Origin of the sequence: Psychroserpens sp. AS72 (assembly GCF_038900375.1) — a bacterium.
GTDB lineage: Bacteria > Bacteroidota > Bacteroidia > Flavobacteriales > Flavobacteriaceae > Psychroserpens.
The window spans coordinates 513933-538449 of record NZ_JBBMRC010000002.1 but is presented as its reverse complement, the minus strand read 5'-3'; the positions used below and the strand labels follow the sequence as shown (position 1 = coordinate 538449).

The 24517-nt window shown below is 33.4% G+C and carries 22 protein-coding genes; 11 read left to right on the top strand and 11 right to left on the bottom strand.

Annotated elements, in window-relative coordinates:
- The first annotated feature begins 41 nt into the window (after positions 1–41).
- From WNY78_RS05935 to WNY78_RS05910, 6 genes are all read left to right on the top strand, one after another.
- On the top strand, positions 42–1646 hold the full coding sequence (locus WNY78_RS05935) for a S8 family serine peptidase (RefSeq protein WP_342872273.1): 1605 nt from the start codon (positions 42–44) through the stop codon (positions 1644–1646).
- Positions 1647–2594: a nitronate monooxygenase gene (locus tag WNY78_RS05930; protein WP_342872272.1), complete on the top strand. Its 948-nt coding sequence runs from the start codon at positions 1647–1649 to the stop codon at positions 2592–2594.
- A gap of 43 nt (positions 2595–2637) precedes the next feature.
- A complete protein-coding gene (locus WNY78_RS05925) occupies positions 2638–3741 on the top strand; it encodes an ATP-grasp domain-containing protein (RefSeq protein WP_342872271.1) in 1104 nt (367 codons plus the stop codon).
- A gap of 321 nt (positions 3742–4062) precedes the next feature.
- Positions 4063–5436, top strand: a complete 1374-nt coding sequence (locus WNY78_RS05920) for an MATE family efflux transporter (RefSeq protein WP_342872270.1) — start codon at positions 4063–4065, stop codon at positions 5434–5436.
- Between the two features lie 59 nt (positions 5437–5495).
- Entirely contained in the window at positions 5496–5723 is a 228-nt protein-coding gene (locus tag WNY78_RS05915; RefSeq protein ID WP_342872269.1) for a hypothetical protein, read from the top strand.
- Positions 5723–6298 carry a phosphatase PAP2 family protein gene (locus WNY78_RS05910; RefSeq protein ID WP_342872268.1) on the top strand — a complete coding sequence of 192 codons (576 nt, stop codon included), beginning with the start codon at positions 5723–5725 and terminating at the stop codon, positions 6296–6298. The genes WNY78_RS05915 and WNY78_RS05910 overlap by 1 nt, the downstream gene beginning before the upstream one ends.
- A gap of 3 nt (positions 6299–6301) precedes the next feature.
- On the opposite strand, the gene WNY78_RS05905 is transcribed toward WNY78_RS05910, so the two are convergent.
- The 3 genes from WNY78_RS05905 to WNY78_RS05895 all read right to left on the bottom strand — a co-directional run bounded on the left by WNY78_RS05905 (position 6302) and on the right by WNY78_RS05895 (position 9048).
- On the bottom strand, positions 6302–7018 hold the full coding sequence (locus WNY78_RS05905; protein ID WP_342872267.1) for a glycosyltransferase family 2 protein: 717 nt from the start codon (positions 7016–7018) through the stop codon (positions 6302–6304).
- A 371-nt stretch (positions 7019–7389) separates the two neighbouring features.
- A complete protein-coding gene (gene meaB / locus WNY78_RS05900) occupies positions 7390–8469 on the bottom strand; it encodes a methylmalonyl Co-A mutase-associated GTPase MeaB (protein ID WP_342872266.1) in 1080 nt (359 codons plus the stop codon).
- A 12-nt stretch (positions 8470–8481) separates the two neighbouring features.
- The gene (locus WNY78_RS05895) at positions 8482–9048 is read right to left on the bottom strand and encodes a DUF2911 domain-containing protein (RefSeq protein ID WP_342872265.1); all 567 of its coding nucleotides are present in this window, start codon (positions 9046–9048) and stop codon (positions 8482–8484) included.
- A gap of 211 nt (positions 9049–9259) precedes the next feature.
- Between WNY78_RS05895 and WNY78_RS05890 the strand changes: the two genes are divergently transcribed.
- The 5 genes from WNY78_RS05890 (at position 9260) to WNY78_RS05870 (ending at position 14742) form a co-directional block, all read left to right on the top strand.
- Positions 9260–9817: an RNA polymerase sigma factor gene (locus WNY78_RS05890; protein WP_342872264.1), complete on the top strand. Its 558-nt coding sequence runs from the start codon at positions 9260–9262 to the stop codon at positions 9815–9817.
- Positions 9801–10385 carry a hypothetical protein gene (locus tag WNY78_RS05885; protein WP_342872263.1) on the top strand — a complete coding sequence of 195 codons (585 nt, stop codon included), beginning with the start codon at positions 9801–9803 and terminating at the stop codon, positions 10383–10385. Before WNY78_RS05890 ends, WNY78_RS05885 begins: the two co-directional genes overlap by 17 nt.
- A gap of 89 nt (positions 10386–10474) precedes the next feature.
- A complete protein-coding gene (locus WNY78_RS05880; RefSeq protein ID WP_342872262.1) occupies positions 10475–12025 on the top strand; it encodes a hypothetical protein in 1551 nt (516 codons plus the stop codon).
- A 431-nt stretch (positions 12026–12456) separates the two neighbouring features.
- Entirely contained in the window at positions 12457–13959 is a 1503-nt protein-coding gene (locus tag WNY78_RS05875; RefSeq protein WP_342872261.1) for a serine hydrolase, read from the top strand.
- 90 nt (positions 13960–14049) lie between these two features.
- On the top strand, positions 14050–14742 hold the full coding sequence (locus tag WNY78_RS05870; protein WP_342872260.1) for a peptidoglycan DD-metalloendopeptidase family protein: 693 nt from the start codon (positions 14050–14052) through the stop codon (positions 14740–14742).
- Between the two features lie 165 nt (positions 14743–14907).
- Here WNY78_RS05870 and WNY78_RS05865 read toward each other — a convergent pair whose 3' ends face one another.
- From WNY78_RS05865 to WNY78_RS05830, 8 genes are all read right to left on the bottom strand, one after another.
- Positions 14908–15588: a hypothetical protein gene (locus WNY78_RS05865; protein ID WP_342872259.1), complete on the bottom strand. Its 681-nt coding sequence runs from the start codon at positions 15586–15588 to the stop codon at positions 14908–14910.
- Between the two features lie 108 nt (positions 15589–15696).
- Entirely contained in the window at positions 15697–16101 is a 405-nt protein-coding gene (locus WNY78_RS05860) for a hypothetical protein (protein WP_342872258.1), read from the bottom strand.
- A 223-nt stretch (positions 16102–16324) separates the two neighbouring features.
- A complete protein-coding gene (locus tag WNY78_RS05855; protein WP_342872257.1) occupies positions 16325–18004 on the bottom strand; it encodes a glycoside hydrolase family 2 TIM barrel-domain containing protein in 1680 nt (559 codons plus the stop codon).
- 185 nt (positions 18005–18189) lie between these two features.
- On the bottom strand, positions 18190–18948 hold the full coding sequence (locus tag WNY78_RS05850; RefSeq protein ID WP_342872256.1) for a thioredoxin family protein: 759 nt from the start codon (positions 18946–18948) through the stop codon (positions 18190–18192).
- Positions 18945–19487: a TlpA disulfide reductase family protein gene (locus WNY78_RS05845; protein ID WP_342872255.1), complete on the bottom strand. Its 543-nt coding sequence runs from the start codon at positions 19485–19487 to the stop codon at positions 18945–18947. The genes WNY78_RS05850 and WNY78_RS05845 overlap by 4 nt, the downstream gene beginning before the upstream one ends.
- A 280-nt stretch (positions 19488–19767) precedes the next feature.
- The gene (gene secA, locus WNY78_RS05840; protein ID WP_342872254.1) at positions 19768–23124 is read right to left on the bottom strand and encodes a preprotein translocase subunit SecA; all 3357 of its coding nucleotides are present in this window, start codon (positions 23122–23124) and stop codon (positions 19768–19770) included.
- Positions 23125–23409: 285 nt separating this feature from the next.
- Positions 23410–23631 (bottom strand): DUF2795 domain-containing protein, encoded by a 222-nt coding sequence (locus WNY78_RS05835; RefSeq protein ID WP_010177336.1) that lies wholly within the window; start codon positions 23629–23631, stop codon positions 23410–23412.
- Positions 23632–23781: 150 nt separating this feature from the next.
- Positions 23782–24357 (bottom strand): cob(I)yrinic acid a,c-diamide adenosyltransferase, encoded by a 576-nt coding sequence (locus WNY78_RS05830; RefSeq protein ID WP_342872253.1) that lies wholly within the window; start codon positions 24355–24357, stop codon positions 23782–23784.
- Between the last annotated feature and the right edge of the window lie 160 nt (positions 24358–24517).

Below are 24517 nucleotides of genomic sequence, written 5' to 3'. Positions count from 1 at the left end.
CCATTAAAAACGACTACCTTTTTAATTAAACACCCATTGTTATGAAGAAAATCCTACTCCTATGTATTGTATGCTTTCAGTTTGCAGTATATGCTCAGCAAGACGCTTGGGTCTACTTTAATCAAAAAGAGAATGTACAAGCTTCAATTGATAATCCTATTTCAATTCTTACTCAACAAGCAATCAATAGAAAAAATTTACACGGTATTGCCATTGATGAGCGTGATGTGCCAGTAAATGAAACCTATATTACGATGCTCAAAGCTCCAGAAACTGGTGTGACTGTTTTTGCAAAGTCAAAATGGTTTAATGCCGTTTATGTGAGAGGAAGTGAGGAAGATATTAACGCTTTGGTTACTGATTTTGATTTTGTTGATGCCGTAGATTTTGCTGATGACAATTTAAATATGTCAAGAGTTGAAGTTTCCGAAGATAAATTTGCGATAGAAAATACTGATATTTCTTTTTCCTACGGAAATACGCTAAATCAGGTAGAAATGATACATGCAGATGCTTTGCATCTTCAAGATTATACAGGAGAAGGAATTATTATAGCAGTATTAGATGCAGGATTTCCAAATGTGGATACCATGGGAGCATTTCAACGGTTACGAGATAATGGAGATTTATTAGATGGTTATGATTTTGTTAGGCGTGATGCAAATGTATATGCGTTTTTAGATAATGATCATGGTACAAAAGTACTAAGTGATATGGCTGGATTTGTACAAGATGAATTTGTAGGTACTGCTCCAGACGCGTCCTATTATTTATTTTTAACAGAAGATTCAGCAAGTGAAACTCCAGTTGAAGAGGCCTATTGGGTAGAAGCAGCAGAGCGTAGTGATAGTTTGGGAGTTCATATTATCAACACATCTTTAGGTTACAAAACATATCAAAATACGAATTATAGTCACACTGAAGAAGATTTAAATGGAAGTACGACGTTCATAACTAGAGGTGCAAATATTGCAAATGAAAAAGGGATTTTAGTCGTAACATCTGCAGGTAATTCTGGAGAAAGCGGTGTTGGAGCTCCAGCAGATGCCACAGGAGTTTTAAGTATTGCAGCTGTAGATGCAGATGGTAACTATGCAACATTTAGTTCTCAAGGAAGCGCATTTCAACCCACTCAAAAACCAGATGTTGCAGCACGTGGAGCAGCAGCTTTTGTAATTGATGATACAAATACAATTGTGAACAATAACGGAACTTCGTTTAGCTCTCCAATAATGGCTGGAGGTATTGCATCTTTATGGCAAGCCTTACCAAATGCAACTAATGAGGAAATTAAAGACTATGTGCGCATGTCTGCGTCACAATATACAACACCAGATTATTTTATTGGTTATGGGATTCCAGACCTTCAATTAGCTTTAGACATTGGTTTGTCATTACAAGAGGAGGAGTTTTTTGCGTTTAATGTGTTTCCTAATCCTGTGACAGATATTTTGAATATTCAAATTCCGTCATCTAATGACATCACGACATTACGAGTTTTTGATGTCTTAGGAAAGACAGTCTTAGAATTGGATATTACAGAATCATCTAGGCAGTTGGATACTTCTTCAATGGCTTCAGGATTATATATTATGACATTTCAATCTGGTGATGCATCAAAAACTTTCAAACTTATAAAATCTTAAATGGCAAATAAAATTACTGAACTCTTCGGAATTAAATACCCAATCATCCAAGCTGGTATGATTTGGAATAGTGGTTGGAAATTAGCTTCTGCAGCTAGTAATGCAGGTGCTTTAGGTTTAATTGGTGCAGGTTCTATGTATCCAGATGTGTTACGTGAGCATATAAAAAAATGTAAAAACGCAACCAATAAACCATTTGGTGTTAATGTGCCAATGTTATATCCTAACATTGAAGAGATTATGAATATCATTGTTGAAGAAGGTGTCAAAATTGTTTTTACTTCCGCAGGAAATCCAAAAACGTGGACACCTTGGTTAAAAGAGAAAGGGATAACCGTTGTTCATGTTGTTAGTAGTGTGAAATTTGCTTTAAAAGCTCAAGAAGCTGGTGTTGATGCTGTTGTTGCAGAAGGTTTTGAAGCTGGAGGACATAACGGTAGAGAAGAAACAACGACCTTAACCTTAATTCCAATGGTGAGAGAGCATCTTCAAATCCCTTTAATTGCTGCAGGAGGTATTGCTACAGGTCATGCTATGTTAGCAGTAATGCTTTTAGGAGCAGATGCTGTACAAATAGGAAGTAGGTTTGTTGCTAGTACAGAGTCTTCTGCTCATGACGCATTTAAAAATGTTGTTGTTGATGCCAAAGAAGGTGATACACAATTAACGTTGAAAGAATTAGCTCCTGTTAGATTGATAAAAAATAAATTCTTCCAAGACTTACAAGAGCTCTACAAAAAAGCACCTACAGTAGAAGAGTTAAAATTACTTTTGGGAAGAGCAAGAGCAAAACGAGGCATGTTTGAAGGTGATTTAGAGGATGGTGAACTTGAGATTGGACAAATTGCAGGTTTAATTCATGATATAAAGCCTACAGCTCAAATTGTTGAAGATTTAATTAAAGAATTTCAATTAGCTCAAAAACAAACACAACAAATTAGAGTCTAAAAGACTATATTTGAAAGCAATTAATGTTGACCCTAAATAATTAATGACTGTAAGTTGTAACGTTTTAATTCCAGATGGAGATAGCACTTGGGCCTTGTCTGTAATGCAATGCTTATCTCAAGTTGAGGGTTATAATATATTCGTTTTATCTAACAAAAAACGAACAGCAACAAAGTATTCCAAATTTACATCGTATTATAAATTTTATAACCGACCAGATGATGAAGATTGGGTTGATGTTATTAATTCTGAAATAGAAAAACATTCAATTACAGTAGTTCTTCCAATTGCAGAGCGAGAACTTTTATTTTTTATAAATAACGGAGCTAAAATATCATCTTCAGCTCGTATTATTCCATTACCAAACTCTAAAAATTTTGAATTAGCAATTGATAAAAAGAAATTAAGTGATTTTGCTAATCTTCACAGTTTACCTCATCCAAATTCTTTTTTTATTACTTCGGAAACAGATACGCAAGATGTTTTGTCTAAGATTCAATTTCCAATCCTAGTAAAGCCTTTAGATTTAAAAGGTGGTGATGGGATTTTAAAAGTAAATTCAAAAGAAAAATTTGAAAGTCATATAAAAAAAGAAAATCGACCAATATTTATTCAAGAATTTATTGAAGGTTATGACATAGATTGTAGCGTCTTATGTCAAAATGGTGACGTATTAAGTTATACGATTCAAAAGGGAAATTTAAAAGGACACAATACATTTGCGCCTCAACTAGCTTTTGATTTTTTACAAAATGATGAGGTTTTAAACGTCGCAAAATTAACCATGTCTAAACTTAATTGGTCTGGAATTGCACATCTAGACTTACGCTATGATGCTAAAACTAAAGATTATAAGCTCATAGAAATTAATGCTCGTTTTTGGGGAAGTGTTGAAGGATCTATGTTTGCTGGAGTAAACTTTCCGCAAAAGGCAGTTCAACTAGCTTTAAATCAAGAACTAATTGATGAGGATTATAAACATATTCATTATATGCGATTTAAAGGCGTGTTGAAGACTATTAAACGTAATCCTATGTTTATTTTCCGAAGAACATATTTAATGAATAACACAGAGACAAAAACGTTTTTAAAAGATCCTCTGCCAACATTTTACAAGTTTATAGAGTGGTTGGGAAGACGGTTTTAGAAATTGGTATAAAAAACAAAAAGAGGACAAAGCCTCTTTTTGCTTGAAACGTTTTTTAACAATAAAATTTTTAAATCCCTCTAAAATAATAGCTAAAAAAGTTTCTACCCCAAATACCTAACCTACTACAATAAGGTATTCAAGCAGTAAAAATAAGTGATTGAATAAAATATCGTTATAATTTGGCGTTCAACTTATTAACAAATTTAGTTCATAACTTTTTAATAGTCAAACAATTAAATTTTAGTTTTGCTAAAATTAAGTGAAGTTTTGTGATAGCAAGTTCTAATCATATAACTTCGCATTTTTAAAATCCATTCATTGATATTATCTCAATACACAAAAGAATTTAGTTACAACCTTAAGTTAGCCACTCCAGTTATCTTAGGTATGCTGGGACACACTTTTGTGAGTTTTGTCGATAATATAATGGTAGGTCAATTAGGTACTGCCGAACTGGCTGCTGTCTCATTAGGTAATAGTTTTATGTTTATAGCTATGTCCATTGGGATTGGCTTTTCAACTGCAATTACACCTTTGGTTGCTGAGGCTGATTCTTCAAATAATTTTTTAGAAGGTAAATCGTCTTTCAAGCATGGCTTATTTTTATGCACAATAATAGGAGTTCTATTATTCTTAACGGTCTTTTTTGCTAAGCCATTATTATATTTCATGAAACAACCTGTTGAGGTTGTAGAATTAGCATTGCCTTATTTAAATTTGGTGGCTTTTTCGTTAATTCCTTTAGTGATTTTTCAAGCATTTAAGCAGTTTAGTGATGGTTTGTCTATGACCAAATATCCTATGTACGCTACAATTTTAGCCAATATTGTAAATGTCGTTATAAACTATGTATTGATTTTTGGGAAATTTGGGTTCCCAGAATTAGGAATCGTTGGAGCAGCTTATGGCACTTTAATATCAAGATTTATAATGGTTGCTCACCTTTGGTGGTTACTGACTAAAAAAGAAAAGTCAAAAGCCTACGTTACCAATATTAAGTTTTTTGTTCTTGATAAATTAAAAATTAGAAAATTAATTAATTTAGGAACACCTAGTGCTATGCAAATGTTTTTTGAAGTAGCCATATTTACTGCAGCTATTTGGTTAAGTGGTTTGTTAGGCAAAAATCCATTAGCAGCTAATCAAATAGCCTTAAACTTATCATCTATGACCTTTATGGTTGCTATGGGAATTAGTGTAGCATCAATGATTAGAGTTGGTAATCAAAAAGGTTTAGGACACTTCATTGCACTTCGTAGAATTGCATTTTCTTTATTTTTATTAACGACTTTATTAGCAGTTTGTTTTGCGGCTTTTTTCTTTATTTTTCATGAAGCATTACCTAAATTATATTTAGATTATGATGACACTAAAAACTTGATAGATAATACTGAAGTAGTAACTATAGCAGCAAAATTGATGATTGCTGCAGCCATTTTTCAAATAAGTGATGGTATTCAGGTTGTGGTTTTGGGAGCCTTAAGAGGTTTACAAGATGTTAAAATCCCAACGATTATTACATTTGTTTCATATTGGGTAGTTGGATTTCCTATTAGTTTTTTCCTCGGAAAAGAGGAAGCATACGGTAGCTTTGGCATCTGGCTTGGGTTACTTGCTGGTTTAACAACTGCTGCAATATTATTGTTTATTAGATTCAATTATCTAACAAAAAAATTAATACGAGAGTCATAAGATTTTATAACTTTGAGTACTCGAAATACAAATAACATAAGACACATATAATTAATATAATGGAACTACCAAAATTCATACTCGGCGATAATACAGATCATCCTAACGCGATTTATGTTATTCATACAGATTTTCCTCGATTTATAATCAATTTAGAAGATGATGAAGTAGAGTGGTTTGAAGAGTTTGATGAACATGATCAAAAAGAAATAGAAGCAGAAGCCGAAAACATGATTAAAGCTGCTACTGATTTTTATGATAGAGAAGTTTCTAGATACGACGACTAATGATTGAAGAACTTGTTAAGATTGATACCGAATTATTCATTTATCTAAACAACTTAGGTGTAGAAGCTTGGGATGGTTTCTGGATGTTCTATACAACTAAGACTAACTGGATACCATTTTACCTTATACTAGCTTATCTAATGTATAAGCGCCTTAATACTAAAATGTTTGTGTTAACATTATTAGTAGTTGCGTTAATGATTACGTTTACAGATCAAATCACAAACCTATTTAAAAACATTTTGGTACAAAGAAATAGACCATGCAATAATAGTGATATTGTTGAGCAATTTAGATTAGTCAAAGCATATTGTGGTGGTCAATATGGTTACTTTTCTGGACATGCATCAAACTCAATGGCAGTAGCTGTTTTTACAAGTTTGATGTTGAAATCAAAATATAAATATATTTGGTTTATTATGATTCCTTGGTCTATATTAATGGGTTATAGTCGTATTTATATTGGAGTGCATTACCCTTTAGATGTTGTTAGTGGAATAATATTTGGAGCTTTTTCAGGATTCATGTTCTATAAATTAGACCAGTATCTTCAGTCGAGATTTCAGTTGAAATAATAATTAGAAACTCTTTTTTTTTATATTGTAATTGATCTTTTTCCTATTCATCCAGAGATAAGCAAAACAATCTATCAATGGAGAAATTAAACGCTTTCTCAATCCAAACTTAGACGTTCCAGCAATTCTTGGAAAATGCTGAACAGGTATTTGTTTTACCGTTCCGTTTTGTAATAGAATCATTGCTGGTAGAAAACGATGTAAACCTTTAAACATTGGTATGCGTTTAGCATATTCGGCTTTAATAACTTTTAAAGGACAACCTGTATCGTCCATGCCGTCATGTGTAAACAAACGACGTATACGATTAGCAATTGATGAGGATACATTCTTTATAAAACTATCTTTTCTGTTTTGTCGCACTCCAGTTACTAAATCATAATCTTTAATGTGTTCAAGAAGTAGATTAAAGTCTTTTGGAGTGGTTTGCAAGTCTGCATCTATGTAGCCAACTAATTCAGTAGTTGCTATATCAAAACCTGCTTTTAAAGCTGTGCTTAATCCTTGGTTTTTTGCAAAAAGGATATAGTTAAAATTTGAATGTTTCTGACAGATGTTTTCAATTAAAGCTTGACTTCCATCTGTAGAACCATCATTAACAATAAGTATTTTAGTAGAAACAATACTAGATGTTAAATAGTTTAAAAGTTCCGCTTCTAAACGTTCTAAATTGTCTTCTTCATTATAAACAGGAACGATAATCGTAAATTTATAATCCATAAGTATCATGTTAATATCACAAAAATATTCTTTTTTATCAGCTCGTCTGTAAATAAGCTAACTTTTAAATACAAAGCTTCCAAACCCTAAATAGTGAACATAAAATTGCTACTATTGAAATAAGAATTATGGTCAAAGACAAAAATCTAAGTTCTTCAAATCTTATTTTAAAAAGAGATAATATGATAGCAAATATTGGAAAAATTGCAAAATATTTTCTAGTACTATAATTAAATGCTTCTCTCAATTCAAAAAGCATGCATGACTTTCCAGTACAGGTAGAATAATCTATATATAATTTGACATTCATATAAACCGAAGCAATCAAACATGTAAAATTGAAAATTAGGATAATATATAAAATTTTCCTACTAGTCATTTAACTTCAACAAATACTCAGCAGCAACAAAAGGTGTTGTTTTTCCTTCTTCAATTAAATGTAACTGCGTTTTAAGTGCCATTTTAATTTCTGGTTGATTAAAAAAATCAGATTTTAAACGGTCTTCAATGGTTTGTAGTAACCAGAATTTATTTTGTTCAGTACGATGTGTTTCAAAATAATTATTGGCTTTAGTATGCTCTATATATTCTGAAATGTGCTGCCACAACTCCTCAATGCCTTCACGATGTAAAGCGCTACACAAACTTACTTTTGGTTGCCACTCAGATTCTTTTTGCGGATACAAATGCAACGCTCTATTAAATTCTACTTTGGCTAGTTTAGCAGCTTTTAAATTCTCACCATCTGCTTTATTAATGGCAATAGCATCTGCCATTTCAATAATGCCTCGTTTTATACCTTGGAGTTCGTCTCCTGCTCCAGCGATTTTCAGCAATAAAAAGAAATCTACCATACTGTGAACAGCAGTTTCACTTTGTCCAACTCCAACAGTTTCAATTATAATAGTATCAAAACCAGCAGCTTCACATAAAATAATTGATTCTCTAGTTTTTCGTGCTACACCACCTAGAGATGTTCCAGAAGGTGAAGGTCTAATAAATGCATTGTCATTTTTTACGAGATCTTCCATTCGGGTTTTGTCACCCAAAATACTGCCTTTGCTCAAACTACTACTGGGATCAACAGCTAGAACAGCAACTTTTTTACCAATAGACGTGAGATGCAATCCAAAGGCTTCAATAAACGTGCTTTTTCCAACACCAGGAACTCCAGTAATACCAATTCTAACAGATGCATTAGCATGTGGTAAACATAATTTAATAACGTCGTTAGCTTGCTGTAGATGCTTAGGGTTAGAGCTTTCGATAAGCGTAATTGCTCTACTTAATGCAGTGATGTTACCGTTTAAAATTTCAGTAACTAGAGTATTAGTATTGAGTTTTGCTTTTCTTTTGTCTTTGATACGTTTAATAGAAGACGCATTGGTGATATCAGGTTGTGATACACCATCTGTTTCATGCAATGCAGACGATTTTGATGTTTTAGACAAACGGTCTCTGTTTTAATCTTTTAGTACTTTTAAAGGTACTGCAATTTTTGTATTATCCCAAGCCATAGTAAGTTGGAGGTCGTCTGTAGAATTATCAAACGCAATCGTAAATTGCTCAACCGTAGATTTTAATTTTTCTACAGGTACATCTATCTCTAGGAGATCACTATTTGGGTCCCACATGGGTTGCATTTCTTCATCAACTCCCCAGGAATACTGTTTTGTGTTAAACATCACATTCCATGTAGAATCTTTTGGAACTGTCCATAATGTATATTTTCCTTTAGGTAAATAAATACCTTGTATCATTAAATTTTTATTGGTTTGAAATGTCGTTGCCTCGTTAGCTCCTGTTCTCCAAACTTTATTAAAAGGGACTAATGCACCAAAAACGTCACGACCTTTTTTTGATGGTCTGTTGTAGAAGACTTCTAGTTTGAGGTCATTCAGTTTAAATTCTACAGTATCTTTAGGACTCAATCGTGGAGAAAAAATGTTCTCAACAAAATGAGAATATAAAAATAATCCCAAAGCAACAATAGACAATAATATAAGTAGGCGTTTTAAAAAGGTATTCATAGCAATAAAAGAATGTAAATAATTGACGTCAAATATAATTGAAATAGAAATGCTAAGTCAATACTTAACGAGAATTTGTATAAATTTCTTATGATTTTATAAAAAAAAATAATTTTTTGCAACACTCTATTATTTGTGTCGTCTTTATAATGAACTAATGTCAAATAGAAGTAATTGATTTATTTGATATATAACCAAACCAAAAAAAGATTTGAAGACATTTCAAATTGACATCATTGAACAATGCAAGCAGAATGATCGCACTGCGCAAATAAAACTATACAATCAATATTGTGATGGTATGTTTGCAGTTGCTATGCGGTTTGTAAAGGATTCTATGGAAGCTGAAGATATCGTACAAGAAGCCTTTATTAAAGCATTTGCAAAACTCAATCAGTATAAAGCTGAAGTCACTTTTGGAGCTTGGTTAAAACGTATCGTGATTAATAAATGTATTGATTGCTTAAAATCCAAGAAGCAACATTTGCAAGAATTGGAAGAGGTGCACCTCAAAGTCGTCGATGACACTTATAAGAACGAATGGTTAGTTGAGGATACAATAACGCTAGATGAGATTAAGTTGGCGATTCAAAAACTTCCAGATAAATACCGTTACGTCGTGATGTTGTATTTAGTTGAAGGATATGATCACCAGGAGATTTCTGAAATTTTAAACATTTCAGAAGTTGCTTCAAGAACCCAACTCTCTAGAGGAAAGTCTAAATTAAAAGAACAGTTAAAACCTTTAAAAAATGGCACGAGATATTAGAAAATTATTTGAAGAAGAGCAACAAGATTCGCAATTAAAAATGAGCGTAGGTCACGAAGCACGTTTTCTCGAAAAATTGGATGAGGCCTTGCCAGTAGACATAGCAATCAAAAAACGTTTCAGTGTGTTACAAATTGCAGCAGGAATTGTAATCTTAATTGGATTAGGGTTTGGAGCATCAAATTTCTTTGGGAATGTAACTATTGATCCTACGGAAATCGTCGAGACTCAAAATCCGTCAAAAGATGACCAATTAAAATCACTAGGAGATATTTCTCCAGATTTTAAAAAGGTTGAAGATTACTATTTGGCAAACATTAATTTAGAGTTGTCTAAAGTAAAGCAAACACCAGAAAACAAAGAGTTGTTTGATGGTTACGTTGTGAGACTTGCAGAGTTAAATCAAGAATACAAACGTCTTTCGGTAGAGCTAACCGATCATGGACCAAATGAATTAACGGTGAGTGCATTGATAGACAATCTTAAATTAAGACTTAATTTATTGTATCGCTTAAAAGAACAATTAAATGATTTAAATACTTCGGAAGGAGAGAAAATCAAAGCATAATCAAAATATGGAGTATTAACTTCTGTCAGGTTGAGCACAGTCGAAACCTCGTTGGAGTTAACATTTCACAATAATAAAAAACAATCAAAATGAAAATATATAAAATATTAACACTCTTATTTTTCTGTATCGCTTTAAGCGTTTCGGCTCAGGAGAAATTAACCAAAGTTTCAAAGAAAATTGATGTCACAAAAGATGTAGAAATCGATTTAAACACGAGTTATGTGCAAATAGAAATTGACACATGGAACAAAAGCACCTTAGAAATTGAAGCCTATATTGAAGGTGAAAAATTATCGAAAGAAGAATTACAAGAGGCTTTAAAATCATGGAATCTTAAAGTAGAAGGTTCTGGTAGCAACGTTACAATTTCGTCTGATGGATCACATGGTTCATGGAGTTTTTCAGATAATGAAAATGTACATTTTGAATCTTTTGAAGCTCTAAAAGCATTAGATGTTTTAAGAGATATAGATTTAGGTGAAATGCCAGAAATGCCAGAAATGCCAGAGCTACCAGAAATGCCAGAAATGGCACGATTAGAAATACCAGAAATGCCAGAATTACCAGAATTACCAGAATTACCAGATGGTATTACGAACGTGAGTTTTGATTCTGAAGCCTATAAAAAAGATGGAGAAGCGTATTTAGAGAGATGGAGCAAGGATTATCCAGCAAAAAATCGCGAGAAGATGAAAGCTTGGGGAAGAGAAATGGCTAAAGTTGATTTTTCATCTTATGAAAAACATATGGAAGTTTGGGGAGAAAAATTCGGGAAACAATTTGGTGAAGATTATGGTAAAAAGATGGAAGCTTGGGGAGAAGAATTTGGAAAACGTTTTGATGGCGAATGGTCAAAAAAGATGGAAGTTTGGGGAGAACGTTACGGTAAACAAATGGAGGAAAGAGCTAAAGCTATGGAGAAGCGATTGGAAGCTCAAGAAAGAATGATGGATAAACGTCATGAGAAGTTGGAGAAAGTTCATGAAAAAAGGCAAGAAGCTCTTGAAAAACGTGCTGAGCATCTTTCAAAACGTTTTGAAATGCATGGTAAAGATGTAAAACGTACCATAAAAATAAAAATGCCAAAAGGTGCTAAGCTAAATATGAACGTGAGACATGGCGAATTAAAAATGGCATCGGTTATTTACAATCTTAAAGCAGATATATCACACGCTAATTTGATGGCAAATCACATTGATGGAAACGAAACTTCCATTAATGTGTCTTATTCTCCAGTGCAAGTTACAACGTGGAGTGATGGTGAACTAAATTTAAAATATGTTGAAAATGCACATCTTAATACAGTTGCTAGTTTGAGATTAAATAGTAACTCGTCTGATATGTATATTGATAATCTAACCGGAACTGCCATCATTGATGGTAGTTTTGGAGATTTATCTATTTCAAATATTTCGGAAGCATTTACTATTCTCAATATTATTTTAGAGAATAGCGAAGCAGTTATTAAATTACCAAGCAATACTGTAGATTACAGTATGTATTTTAAAGGCAATCGCTCACGTTTAAATGATGAAATAACAACACAGCAAACCATAAATAACTATCCTAATTCTAAAAATTCTGGAAAAACTATTGTCATTAATGCTAAGTTTAGTGAGGTTGCTTTGAAACAATAGTTGTCTTTCTGTCATTCCGACGATAGGAGGAATCTCATATCTCAATAATCAATTATCCTTCAGTCATTATTACTTCTAAATGACAATCATATTACTTACTATTTAAGCAGAATGTCAGTTTGAGCGCAGTCGAAAACTCAAATATTTGCTTTTGCTTAATGTCTTTCAGTTTTAAACAGAAATATGCTCTTTTCAAAAAATAAACAGTCTTCAAGTTGTCCCACTTCCGAAGAAAAAAATAAAATTTTAAGATTATTTTAAACTCAATGTCAGGTTGAGCGCAGTCGAAACTTTTCGAGCTTCGTTCATCTAAAGACCTTTCGACTGCGCTCAAGGTGACAATCGAAAAATATTAGACAATACTTCAAGTTTTTGTAACAATTAATTAAATCGGTTATCTTTATTGAGTAGAATTACAATCAATCAAAAATATGACTTTATTCAAACAACTAGTAGTAGTGTGTCTTTTTTCGGCATGCTTTTTTTCATGTAAAGACGAATCTAAAAAAACCGTAGGAGAGGATTCCAAAAGTGAGTATGCAAATTTCGTAAATGCGATGAAAACTGAAGGACTCTCAACAGGAAACATCCTAGTCTATGAAAAAGGCGAAGTCATATTTAAAAGCAGTAATGGGTTACGTTCTATTAACCCAATAGATTCGTTAGACTTGGATTCTCAATTCCGGTTAGCATCTGTAAGTAAGCAGTTTACAGGCATGGCGATTATGAAATTAAAAGAAGCTGGTAAATTGGAGTATGATCAAAAAGTGAATACTATTTTGACCGATTTTCCTTATGATAATATTACAGTGCGACAACTATTATATCATATCTCTGGGCTTACAGATTATGAGCGAATAATTGATCAAAACTTTGTTAAAGAAGATTCCACGAAACAATATATTCTTGGTAACGATGAGATTTTAAAAGTGTTTTACCGTGTAGATCCTGAGTTAGATTTTCAACCAGGAGAAAAATGGGAGTACAGTAATACTGGTTATTTGGTTTTGGCTTCTATTGTTGAGAAAATTTCTGGACAACATTTTAGAGATTTCTTAAAAGAACAGATTACAGATCCAATAGGAATGGCCAATACAACATTATATAATTATCAAATAGATGCAGATCCAAAGATGCCAAATCGTGTTTTTGGTTACAGAAAAGCACTTAACCAGAAAGACTTAATAATTAACGATTACAATATTGTAAATGATGTTAGAGGTGATGGTGGAATTTACTCAACTGTAGAAGATCTCTACAAATGGAACATGGCATTAGCAAATCATACCATCATTTCTAAAGAGTATTTAGACGAAGCTTGGGAGTCTGGTAAAACTAATGATGGTGAATATACAGGCTACGGTTTTGGTTGGTTTTTAGAATATAATCCTGGAGAACCTAGAGTTATTAATCACTCAGGAGGTTGGTTTGGTTTTGTTACGTTTTTGCATAATGAAGTCGATGCAAAAAGTGGTTTTATTATTTTAACCAATGACTCAGGAGAGAATTTTGGGCCTATATATGATAATATTGAAAGATTACGAGCTGGAGAACCATACCAAATGCCAAAGAAAAGTGTCACTAATGAAATGGCAAAAAAGATATATGAGAAAGATGTAAACGAAGCCATTACATTTTATAATAGCGTAAAAACAGATACCATAAGCTATAGAGTAGGCGAGAATGACATCAATCAATTAGGGTATTTATTAATCAATGAAAATAAGATAGATGCTGCAGCTCAAATTTTTAAATTGAATATCAAAGAGCATCCAAAATCTGCAAATGTCTATGATAGTTATGGTGATGCGTTGTTAATGCAAGGCGATTCGATACAAGCTTTAGCCAATTTTCAAATGTGCTATCAAATGGATGAGAGTTTAATGTATGCAAAGGATAAAGCAGAAGCGTTGGAAAAAGCTTTAAAAAATTAGACTAATGTCATTCCGACGATAGGAGGAATCTCACATTCAAATTGTGGTACATAATCGGCAATTGACGTATTTTTAACAAAAATCACGAGCATGGCAAATAAAGTATTTTCTCAATTGTTGAGGGAATTAGGCAAGCAATCACTTTATGTGTTACATCCTACAATCTCCAAATCAGATTACGTTTCACTAGATTTATCAAAATTTAACAAAGTACTCAATACTATTGATATCTCTTCTTCGGAAACATTAGAACGTTACATCAATAGCCATAAAAAGAAACATGGTGCCAAAGTCGCTTTTGGAGGTTATCTCGAAACCCGAAACATCTATCAACGAAGCACCTATTTTAAAGACGCAACTCCCGAAACCGAACGCAATATCCATTTAGGTCTCGATCTTTGGATAGCTGCGGAAACTCCTGTATTCACACCTTTGGATGCTGAGGTACATAGTTTTAAAAATAACACCAATTTTGGAGATTATGGTCCGACGATTATTTTAAAACATACTATTGATGATATAGAATTCTACACGCTTTACGGACATTTAAGTTTAGCATCCATAGAAAATCTAAAAGTAGGGCAGACCTTCACAAAAGGAGAGCAAATTGCGACTTTAGGAGATTCGAGTGTTAATGGTGATTATGCGCCTCATTTACATTTTCAGATTATAAAGGATATGCAAGATTTTGTTGGTGATTATCCAGGAGTTTGTTCTAAGAAGGATTTAGAGTTTTATAAAGGGAATTGTTTGGATCCAGAAATTTTGTTGAGATTAGAGTAAAATAAAGCTAAAAGCATGCTGTTCTGTCATTCAGAGCGTAGCGAAGAATCTCGCATTAATAAAACATAAGATTCTTCAGTCTCCCGATTGCTATCGGAATTCCTTCTGAATGACAACTTAAATTATCAACAATCACTTAGCTAAATACTTATAATCACAACACTATTAATTGTTTTCTTCAGCTAAAGGAGAAATCATAATGTGCGCTCTATGTGTTCCAGGATTCATAATCCAAGGATGGTTAGAAGCAAAAGGTGCTTCAGGTAAACCTGTAGATTCTGATGTTGCCCAAGGCATATAAACCACATAGCGTAGTTTTGCTCCTTCTACTTTAGACGTTTCAGGATCGTATTCTGTTTCTTTTCCGTAGTAAATATGCAACGTTGCTCCTGTAGTAATTTTAAGTGCACCAGATTTCATTTCTTCTTCACGGATTTCAAATATTTCTTTTGGTGTCTTTCCTTCAGCTTTTAAAGCTCGTCCTCTTGCCATAAAAGGTTCTAGGTCTTTATGATAGCATGCTGCACTAAATCCATTTTTTTTAGGATCATCAGCAAGCACAATAAATTCGTTAGTACCTTCTTTAAGCGTTACAAATTCGCCAGCCATATTATATCCAATAATTTTACAGTCTGATCTACTTTCTTCTGGAACAGCCATTAATGCTGTAGCTATTAAGTCGTCATCGGTTTCAATTGACTTTAACGCTTTAGTGCTCTCTTTTGGTGTGCTGGTTTCTGTCGTTTCCGTTTCCGAAGAACGCTCAGTTGCTGTATTAGTTTTGTCTGATGAATTACAAGATAGTAATAGTCCTGTAAAAATAAATACGATGATAATATGTTTCATGTGTGTATGTTTATTGTTTTATAAGGTCACATGTTGTTCGCAATCAAATACTCTTTTCAATGATAGAGTTAAGTAAATGCTCGGTTCATGTGTGTATGTTTTATTTTTTTAAATTCTAATCTGTTTACTAGCCAAACTCTTTCCAACTAATAGCCCAACAACAGCAAATACAATATCACTAATGCTAAACCATAACTCTTTTGGCAACATAGCCACATTAAAAATAGTTGCAGCCAACATCAAACCTCCAACAATATATGCAGGAACCATACTCGTTTTAGAAATGAATCCTGCAACAAACATACCTACTACAATTCCCATAAAATGACCAATGACTACCATGACTTTTGCACCAGTTGGGATTTGGTCCATGTTATTTTTTAGCCACTCCATATCCATTGGGTTGGCACCTTCTGGTAAAGGGAACAGGTTTTGACCTATAAGCGTTTCAAAAAGATAAACGATTAATGAAGCTGCTATCAAGCCTACGATGGTTGCTAGGATGTTTTTCATTATAATCTGGAATTAGTTAGTTGGAATGAAGGTAATGAAAAATATTGAAAATTAAATTATGAATGGATTTGAGGAGTTCGTCTAACATTTTGTTTATGGTTAGTTACGTGGTTTAAGCACCTAATTTAGTAAACAAAAACGAACGCGAGAAAATTCCGAAGGAATTTTCCAAGTAAACAACGACCAAAGCAATTAATTATACATGTTGTTGTGTGCTGTCATGCTAACGACTGATTTCTTTAGCCCAATCACCTCTGTAAATTATTTTTTGGTCATGGATTTTAAAGGTAAATTTGCCATACCTAACAGATATTCCAGCTGATGCATTTACAACCCAGCTATTATCTGGAATAAAAAAGGAACTTTCAGAAGTTATTATCTTTTTATCTAATTGCTCTGTAATAGAAACAGATATTTGTTGCCCAACATCCCATCCAAGATGTGTATTATAACTAACTATTAAATCGCTAATTAATTTAAAATTTTCATTAGTTTCAATTTTAGTTTTGATACTCGCATTTTTGCTTTCGTTTAAATCTTTTTCAGGTGTGACTTCTATAGTTAATTTGGGCAATTCAATAGCAGTTTTAGAAGCCAGAATTATTATAGATTCGTTTTTTACACTATTATCTTCACTATCAAAAAACTCAAAAGCAAGCTCTATTGCTTCCATACCAACTGGATTAATTGTTAATTGATCTGCAAAATAACCTGCGTTTGTAATGTTTTTAGAATAGATAACTTCATCACGGTTTTTCACAACTACTTTTTTAATAGTCGCATCATTATAAAACTCTAAAGGTATCGTCGTTGTGTTAGTGTGTATTGTTCTGTTTTTAGGACTTATAATAAGCCCTTTCATATAATCTCGCATGGCAAACCAAACAGGACGAGGTGAACCATATTTGTCGTAAACATCTTTATAACCCCAAAATCCAAACCATTCTTCTGGTTGGTCTTTATTGTGTATGCTTTTTTCTCCACCTTTCCACCAACCATCAGCATAATAAAATGGGCACATTCCTACAGCTCCAGCATCCATCAGATCTCGGTAATTAGAGACAAGTCCTTCACTTTGTTCTTTTAAAGTTCGTGAGCCAAAACTACCAAAGCCTCCTTTTGGTGATACTGAATGTCCAAATTCAGTAATTATAAATGGTTTATCTAATCCGTTTAATTCATTTAAACCTTTAATATAATCTCTAAATCCCATTGTTGCTGTTTGGCCTTCATTGTAGCCATAACAATTATAAGCGTATACATCATACATACTTTCATCCATCCAATCGCTAATCATAGCATTTGCAGAAAGTGTAACAGGTACATTTGGGTGATCCTTATGAATCATATCTACCATCATTTTCATAAGGTCTTTAAACGCCTTGGCTGAAACTTTATGAATGTGATCTGTTTGAGGTTCGTTAATAACCAGATACGTAATTATACAATCATATTTGGGTGCATATTTTAAAATATCTTCAAGCTGTGTCTTGCAATGATTTATAAATTTAGGATCATTATAATCTTCTTCGGGATTAACTTCTAAACCCATAATAAGTTTTAAACCCGATTCTTGCACCAATTTTAATTGTGCTTCAGAAAATTGACTCCAAGTTCTTATTGTATTATAACCTCCTTTTTTAATGTTATCGAGATCATATTTCATTAACTCCAAATGATCTTTCTTTTCATCTTCATAAGGATGTTGTCCTGGTCGTGCACCTATTTCGTAACCGATGGCTTTTATAAAGAATTTCTCTCCATTAAGGTAGTACCAATTGTCTTTTAGTTCAATATTGGTTTCTGCTTCCTTTTGTTCAGTTTTAGACTTTTCCAGTTGAGAACAGCCCAAAATCAGTTTGGTAATACATAGAATGAGTATTAATGTTAAATTTTGTTTCATTTACTCCGTTTTTTTGATTGCACACAACTATTATGATATGAGTCCGTTTAAATGACTTATATCAGTCGTTAGACGAAGTTACTCGTTTTTTATTGGATTATCAATACGTAGTTCTACGTATATTTCAAACAAAAAAATCCCAAACATAAGTTCGGGATTTTTAATATTAATTAAACGATATTGTCTTAAGCTCTACTTGCCTTTACTGGACATCCATTGGCTTTAGTGAAATTTGGTTCTGGTTTTTTGCCATTTTGTAATGCATTAATAGCATTTTCTAGATATTTCACTTTCACGTCCTCTGGAGATTTAGCGTTATCATCTATAGTTCCAATATATTGTACTTTAAATTCTTTGTCTAATAAAAAGACATGAGGTGTTCTTACAGCTCCATATTGTGGATAGATTTTTTGTCCTTCATCAACTAGATATGCGAAAGGGAATCCTTTTTCTTTTGCACGTTGTTGCATCGCTTCATAACCTTCTTTTTCATTTTCAGGACTATTAGGATTAATCGCAATTACAGAATATCCTTGAGAAGCATAGGTGTTATGCAATGCAATTAAACGGTCTTCATATAATTTTGAAAACGGACATTCATTACAAGTAAACGTTACTATATAACCTTTAGCACTCTCTATACTTGCTAACGAAACCATGGAGCCATCTACGTTTTTAAGATTGAAATCTGTTGCAACATCACCAATCTTGTAGCCTCCAATTTCTTCTAAAGGTTTGGTTTGTTCTGGGCTACCAACTTTAGGAGGACCTTTTCTATCACCTGGAGGAGGTCCTTTATGATCTCCATCTCTATGTGCACCTTTTCGATCTTTATGTTGATTTTCTGAAGTTAAATCTTTCTTGTCACTAGCTTCATTTTTGCAAGAGACTAGTACGCTTGTAGATAGGCCAATTATGGCAATTAACATGCTTATTCTTTTCATTTATATTTGTATAAAGGTTTATGTATTGTGTTAGTTACTTCGTTTTCTAAATCTTCAAAACTTTCAAAAGAACGCTCATAAAAAGCACGTTCTTTAGCATTGAATATGATAGTAAATGGTATAGCTCCAGACCAGTTTGGATCTATTTTATCAATCCAAGTGTTAGAATCAGGATCATCTAGTAGCACCACTTTTGAGGTTATATTATGTTTTTTTAAGAAAGGCTTTAATTTGGTTTCAATATCTTTTTTAAAATCTAAACTCACTAATAAGATTTCTGTGTCAGGATATGTTTTGGCATACTGTTGTATATAAGGCAATTCTTTAACGCAAGGTGCACACCACATGGCCCAAAAATTCACGATATATGTTTTGTTAGACTCAGTGTAAAGTAAAGGTTCTAATGAATTGAAATCATGTACAGCGATCTCATTATTAACTTCAGAACGGTTCTCATTTGTTTCAGCAACTGTAGAAGAATTATCTTTACAGCTAATGCAAAATACTATAAAAACCAAGTAGTAGATATGTCTTGTCATACGCAGATTGCGTTTTGTGTTTATTGAAATTAAGGGCAATTTATAACATATGATACTTTGACACCTATTTACTGCAATGGTTTAATTTGAATATGATTTTTTTTGTAACTATTTTAAATGGAAACTGTATTAAATAAAAAATCCCGAACGTTAGTTCGGGATTTTTAAATGTCGTTTCATTTACGACAAATAATATGTATATGAGATTCTTCGCTACGCTCTGAATGACAGTCTAAAATTTTATAATAGATTAAGCTACCAAACGTCATTTAACGACCAACTACTCTTCAATCAAAACCCATTCGCCTTTTGCGATTAAAGGTTCTGCTTGCTTATATTTTACGGTTTTATTCTCACCACTCATCACGTGTTTAATTGTCACACGATCATTACGTCCAATTTTTGGTTTATCACGTACAATGGTTTCTACAACCTCTTGTTGACGAGACGCTCCAGCACCTACAGATCTACTTTGTGCAGCACGTTCATCCATATTTGGGATGTCTTCTTTTTGCGTTTGTAGATTTTCTTGCTTACGTTCTTTTGCTTCTTGGATGTTATTTTGAGTTTCTTGAGGTAATTCTCCTTTAAATAAGAATGAAATCACATCTTTATTCACTTGGTCAATCATTTCTTTAAATAATTCAAAAGCTTCAAACTTGTAAATTAATAAAGGATCTTTTTGCTCATGAACCGCTAATTGAACTGATTGTTTTAACTCATCCATTTTACGTAAATGCGTTTTCCAAGCATCATCAACAATAGCTAATGAAATGTTCTTTTCAAAATCATTGATTAACTGAGTTCCTTTCGTTTCGTATGCTTTTTCAAGATCTGTAACAACTTGTAAATTCTTTACGCCATCTGTAAAAGGCACAACAATACGTTTGTATTTATCACGCTGATTAAGATATACATTCTCAATCACTGGGAATGCCAATTCTGCGTTACGCTTCATTTTTGCTCTGTAATGCTCAAAAGCCGCTTTATATACTTTACCAGCAATATCTTGAACGTTAAGTTTTCCAAATTCAGCTTCGGAAATCGGCGAACTCATAGAGAAATATCTAATCAACTCAAACTCGAAGTTCTTGAAATCTTCTGCAGCTTTGTTAGACTCTGCAATCCCTTCCGAAGTATCATAAATCATATTTGCCAAATCCACACGAAGACGATCACCTTCTAGTGCATGACGACGACGTTTGTAAACAACCTCACGTTGCGCATTCATAACATCATCATATTCTAGTAAACGCTTACGAACACCAAATTGATTTTCCTCAACTTTTTTCTGTGCACGCTCAATAGATTTTGAAATCATAGAATGTTGAATCACTTCACCTTCCTGCAGTCCCATTTTATCCATCATTTTGGCAATACGCTCACTACCAAATAGACGCATTAAATTGTCTTCTAGTGAGACATAAAACTGTGAACTTCCTGGATCTCCTTGACGTCCTGCACGACCACGTAACTGTCTATCGACACGACGAGAATCATGACGCTCTGTACCAACAATAGCTAAACCTCCAGCTGCTTTTACTTCATCTGTTAACTTAATATCCGTTCCACGTCCTGCCATATTGGTAGCAATAGTAACTTGTCCAGTTCTACCTGCTTGATCAACTATTTCTGCCTCTTTTTTGTGCTGTTTTGCATTTAAGACATTATGCGGAATCTTACGAATACTCAACATTTTACCCAATAACTCGCTAATCTCAACAGATGTTGTACCAATAAGTACTGGACGACCAGCTTGTGATAATGCTGTTACATCATCAATAACTGCGTTGTATTTTTCACGTTTTGTTTTATAAACTAAATCTTGCTTATCATCACGAGCAATTGGTCTGTTGGTTGGAATTTCAACCACATCCAATTTGTAGATTTCCCATAATTCTCCAGCTTCAGTTACTGCTGTACCTGTCATACCAGATAGTTTACGATACATTCTAAAGTAATTTTGAAGTGTTACAGTCGCAAAAGTTTGCGTTGCATCTTCAATTTTTACATTTTCTTTAGCTTCAATCGCTTGGTGTAAACCGTCACTATAACGACGACCATCCATAATACGACCAGTTTGCTCATCTACAATCATTACTTTATTGTCCATCACAACGTATTGGATGTCTTTTTCAAATAATGCGTAAGCTTTTAATAATTGGTTAAGTGTGTGGATACGTTCAGATTTAATTCCGAAGTCTCTAAACAACTCTTCTTTTGCATCAGCTTCTTCTTCTTTACTTAAGCCTTTAGACTCAATTTTAGAGATTTCCATCCCGATTTCGGGCATGACAAAGAAATCTGGATTATCTTTTCCGGAGATATATTCAACACCTTTATCTGTTAATTCAACCTGATTATTTTTCTCTTCGATAACGTAGTAGAGCTCTGCATCAACTTTTGGCATCTCTCTATTATTATCTTGCATGTAGAAGTTTTCGGTCTTCTGTAATAAGGTCTTAATTCCGTCTTCACTTAAAAATTTGATTAACGCTTTATTCTTTGGAATTCCACGATAAGCTCTCAGTAAAAGGAAACCACCTTCTTTAGTATCACCTGCTGCAATCAATTTTTTGGCTTCGGCTAAAACACTAATAAGTTCTTTTCTTTGAACATTAGCTAAATCCTCAACCTTAGGTTTTAACTCTGTAAATTCATGACGATCACCTTGTGGTATTGGTCCAGAAATAATTAATGGTGTTCTCGCATCATCAACTAATACAGAATCGACCTCATCAATAATTGCGTAGTGATGTGGACGTTGCACTAAATCATCTGGCGAATTTGCCATGTTATCTCTTAGGTAATCAAAACCAAATTCGTTGTTTGTTCCATAAGTAATATCTGCTCTGTAGGCTTTACGACGCGCTTCACTATTTGGTTGGTGATAATCAATACAATCAATACTCATACCATGAAATTGAAAAATAGGAGCCATCCAAGCACTATCACGCTTTGCTAAGTAATCATTTACGGTTACTAGGTGGACCCCTTTTTCTGCCAATGCATTTAAATATACCGCAAGTGTTGCTACTAACGTTTTACCTTCACCAGTTTGCATCTCTGCAATTTTACCTTGATGCATCGCTGTACCACCAATTAACTGTACATCATAATGAATCATGTCCCAAGTAATTGGTTTACCTGCAGCATCCCAAGAATTTGCCCAAATAGCTTTATCACCATCTAAAGTGACATAATCATTGTCACCAGAAACGATACGGTCAAACTCGCTAGCGGTTACTGAAATTTCTGTATTATGAACAAAACGCTTTGCAGTTTCTTTAATCACAGCAAAGGCTTCTGGCATAAGGGTAGTCAAAACTTCTTCTGTTACTGTGTAGATTTCATCGTTAATCTTATCAATTTCTACGTAGATATCTTCTCTTGCATCAATATCTTCAGTTGCTTCAGCATCTATTGTTAATTGATCAATTTTATCTTGAAGAGGTTTGCGTGCCTCAGCAATTTTCGCCTTAAATTCTACTGTTTTTGCCCTTAATTCGTCGTGGGACAATTGCTCAAGCGCACTTTCAAATGCTTTTACTTGATCTACAATAGGAGAGAGTGCCTTAACATCTTGTTTGGATTTATCTCCTACAAATACTTTTAATACTGAATTTAAAAAACTCATTGGTGTTTGTTTATTTTAATGAAATTATCTAAAAACTTAGATTCGTCATTCTGAACTTGGTTCAGAATCTCATGATTTTGGTAAACCATTTGTGTGAGAACCTGAAACGAGTTCAGGTTGATTAAATTTATGTGTTATTTAGATAACGTCGTATCTTCAAAATTGTTAGACCTCAAAGATATGATTTGTGTTAGTTATATTTAAAATTTGGGCACAAAAAAAGCCTCATGATGAGACTTTTTAACTTTTATTTTACAATTAATGTAATTTGAAAATACAAATTACTTAATATTCATCTTCATTCCAGAGATAATCCTCGTCTGTTGGATAATCAGACCAGATTTCCTCGATGGAATCGTAAGAGTCGCCTTCGTCTTCTATCGCTTGTAGATTTTCAACAACTTCCAAAGGAGCTCCTGTTCTAATAGCGTAGTCAATTAATTCGTCTTTAGTTGCTGGCCAAGGCGCATCACTTAAATATGATGCTAATTCTAATGTCCAATACATGTGTTATGCGTTTTAAATTTCTGCAAAAATAAAATTATAGTTCAGAAAGTCAAGAAAAAAGTGAATTAATTAAATAAAAATTTAAAAGAACTTGTGTTTTTTATGCTTTAAGCCTAGTAGAACTATGACTTTATCCTGCAAAGTATAATATTATGATTCTTTCTTCGGAATCCATTTTACTTCATCGGCTTGTAAGTCATAAGACAACTTTCGTGCCAATACAAATAGATAGTCAGAAAGACGGTTTAAATATTTTAAACTTTCGGGTTGAAATGGTTCTATATCATTAAGTGCACTTGCTAAACGTTCAGCTCTTCTACAAACACAGCGTGCTATGTGACAGAATGACACGGTTTGATGTCCTCCTGGTAACACAAAGTGCGTCATTTCAGGCAAAGACTCATTCATGGTGTCCATTTCTTTTTCTAAACGTTCAATATCTTCTTCGGAAATTTTAGGGATATTAAGTCTGTCTTTTCCGTTTTTAAGCGTTGCCTTTTCAGGATCTGTGGCCAAAATGGCTCCAACGGTAAATAATCGATCTTGAACATCAATCAATACATCTTTGTAATGATTATTGATTTCTTGATCTCTAATTAGGCCTAAATGAGAGTTGAGTTCATCAACGGTTCCGTAGCTATCAATTCTAATATGATGTTTTGGAACTCTTGTACCACCAAATAATGCGGTTGTGCCTTTGTCTCCTGTTTTAGTGTAGATTTTCATGTGTTATGCTTATTTTTTTTGACGGTCACATGCTGTTAGCTATTACAAATTTCTCTTAATAGATAAAGCTTTTGACATGTTCGGGTCATTTTACAGTTATCCATGTTGTGGAATCAAAGTTAGGGGTTTTAAAAATGCTCGCAAAGTCGCAGAGGTGCAA

Coding starts and splice junctions, on each gene's coding strand:
- WNY78_RS05935 (WP_342872273.1), top strand. CDS start 42: ATGAAGAAAATCCTACTCCTATGTATTGTATGCTTTCAGTTTGCAGTA.
- WNY78_RS05930 (WP_342872272.1), top strand. CDS start 1,647: ATGGCAAATAAAATTACTGAACTCTTCGGAATTAAATACCCAATCATC.
- WNY78_RS05925 (WP_342872271.1), top strand. CDS start 2,638: ATGACTGTAAGTTGTAACGTTTTAATTCCAGATGGAGATAGCACTTGG.
- WNY78_RS05915 (WP_342872269.1), top strand. CDS start 5,496: ATGGAACTACCAAAATTCATACTCGGCGATAATACAGATCATCCTAAC.
- WNY78_RS05910 (WP_342872268.1), top strand. CDS start 5,723: ATGATTGAAGAACTTGTTAAGATTGATACCGAATTATTCATTTATCTA.
- WNY78_RS05905 (WP_342872267.1), bottom strand. CDS start 7,018: ATGGATTATAAATTTACGATTATCGTTCCTGTTTATAATGAAGAAGAC.
- WNY78_RS05895 (WP_342872265.1), bottom strand. CDS start 9,048: ATGAATACCTTTTTAAAACGCCTACTTATATTATTGTCTATTGTTGCT.
- WNY78_RS05885 (WP_342872263.1), top strand. CDS start 9,801: ATGGCACGAGATATTAGAAAATTATTTGAAGAAGAGCAACAAGATTCG.
- WNY78_RS05880 (WP_342872262.1), top strand. CDS start 10,475: ATGAAAATATATAAAATATTAACACTCTTATTTTTCTGTATCGCTTTA.
- WNY78_RS05875 (WP_342872261.1), top strand. CDS start 12,457: ATGACTTTATTCAAACAACTAGTAGTAGTGTGTCTTTTTTCGGCATGC.
- WNY78_RS05870 (WP_342872260.1), top strand. CDS start 14,050: ATGGCAAATAAAGTATTTTCTCAATTGTTGAGGGAATTAGGCAAGCAA.
- WNY78_RS05865 (WP_342872259.1), bottom strand. CDS start 15,588: ATGAAACATATTATCATCGTATTTATTTTTACAGGACTATTACTATCT.
- WNY78_RS05860 (WP_342872258.1), bottom strand. CDS start 16,101: ATGAAAAACATCCTAGCAACCATCGTAGGCTTGATAGCAGCTTCATTA.
- WNY78_RS05855 (WP_342872257.1), bottom strand. CDS start 18,004: ATGAAACAAAATTTAACATTAATACTCATTCTATGTATTACCAAACTG.
- WNY78_RS05850 (WP_342872256.1), bottom strand. CDS start 18,948: ATGAAAAGAATAAGCATGTTAATTGCCATAATTGGCCTATCTACAAGC.
- WNY78_RS05845 (WP_342872255.1), bottom strand. CDS start 19,487: ATGACAAGACATATCTACTACTTGGTTTTTATAGTATTTTGCATTAGC.
- secA (WP_342872254.1), bottom strand. CDS start 23,124: ATGAGTTTTTTAAATTCAGTATTAAAAGTATTTGTAGGAGATAAATCC.
- WNY78_RS05835 (WP_010177336.1), bottom strand. CDS start 23,631: ATGTATTGGACATTAGAATTAGCATCATATTTAAGTGATGCGCCTTGG.
- WNY78_RS05830 (WP_342872253.1), bottom strand. CDS start 24,357: ATGAAAATCTACACTAAAACAGGAGACAAAGGCACAACCGCATTATTT.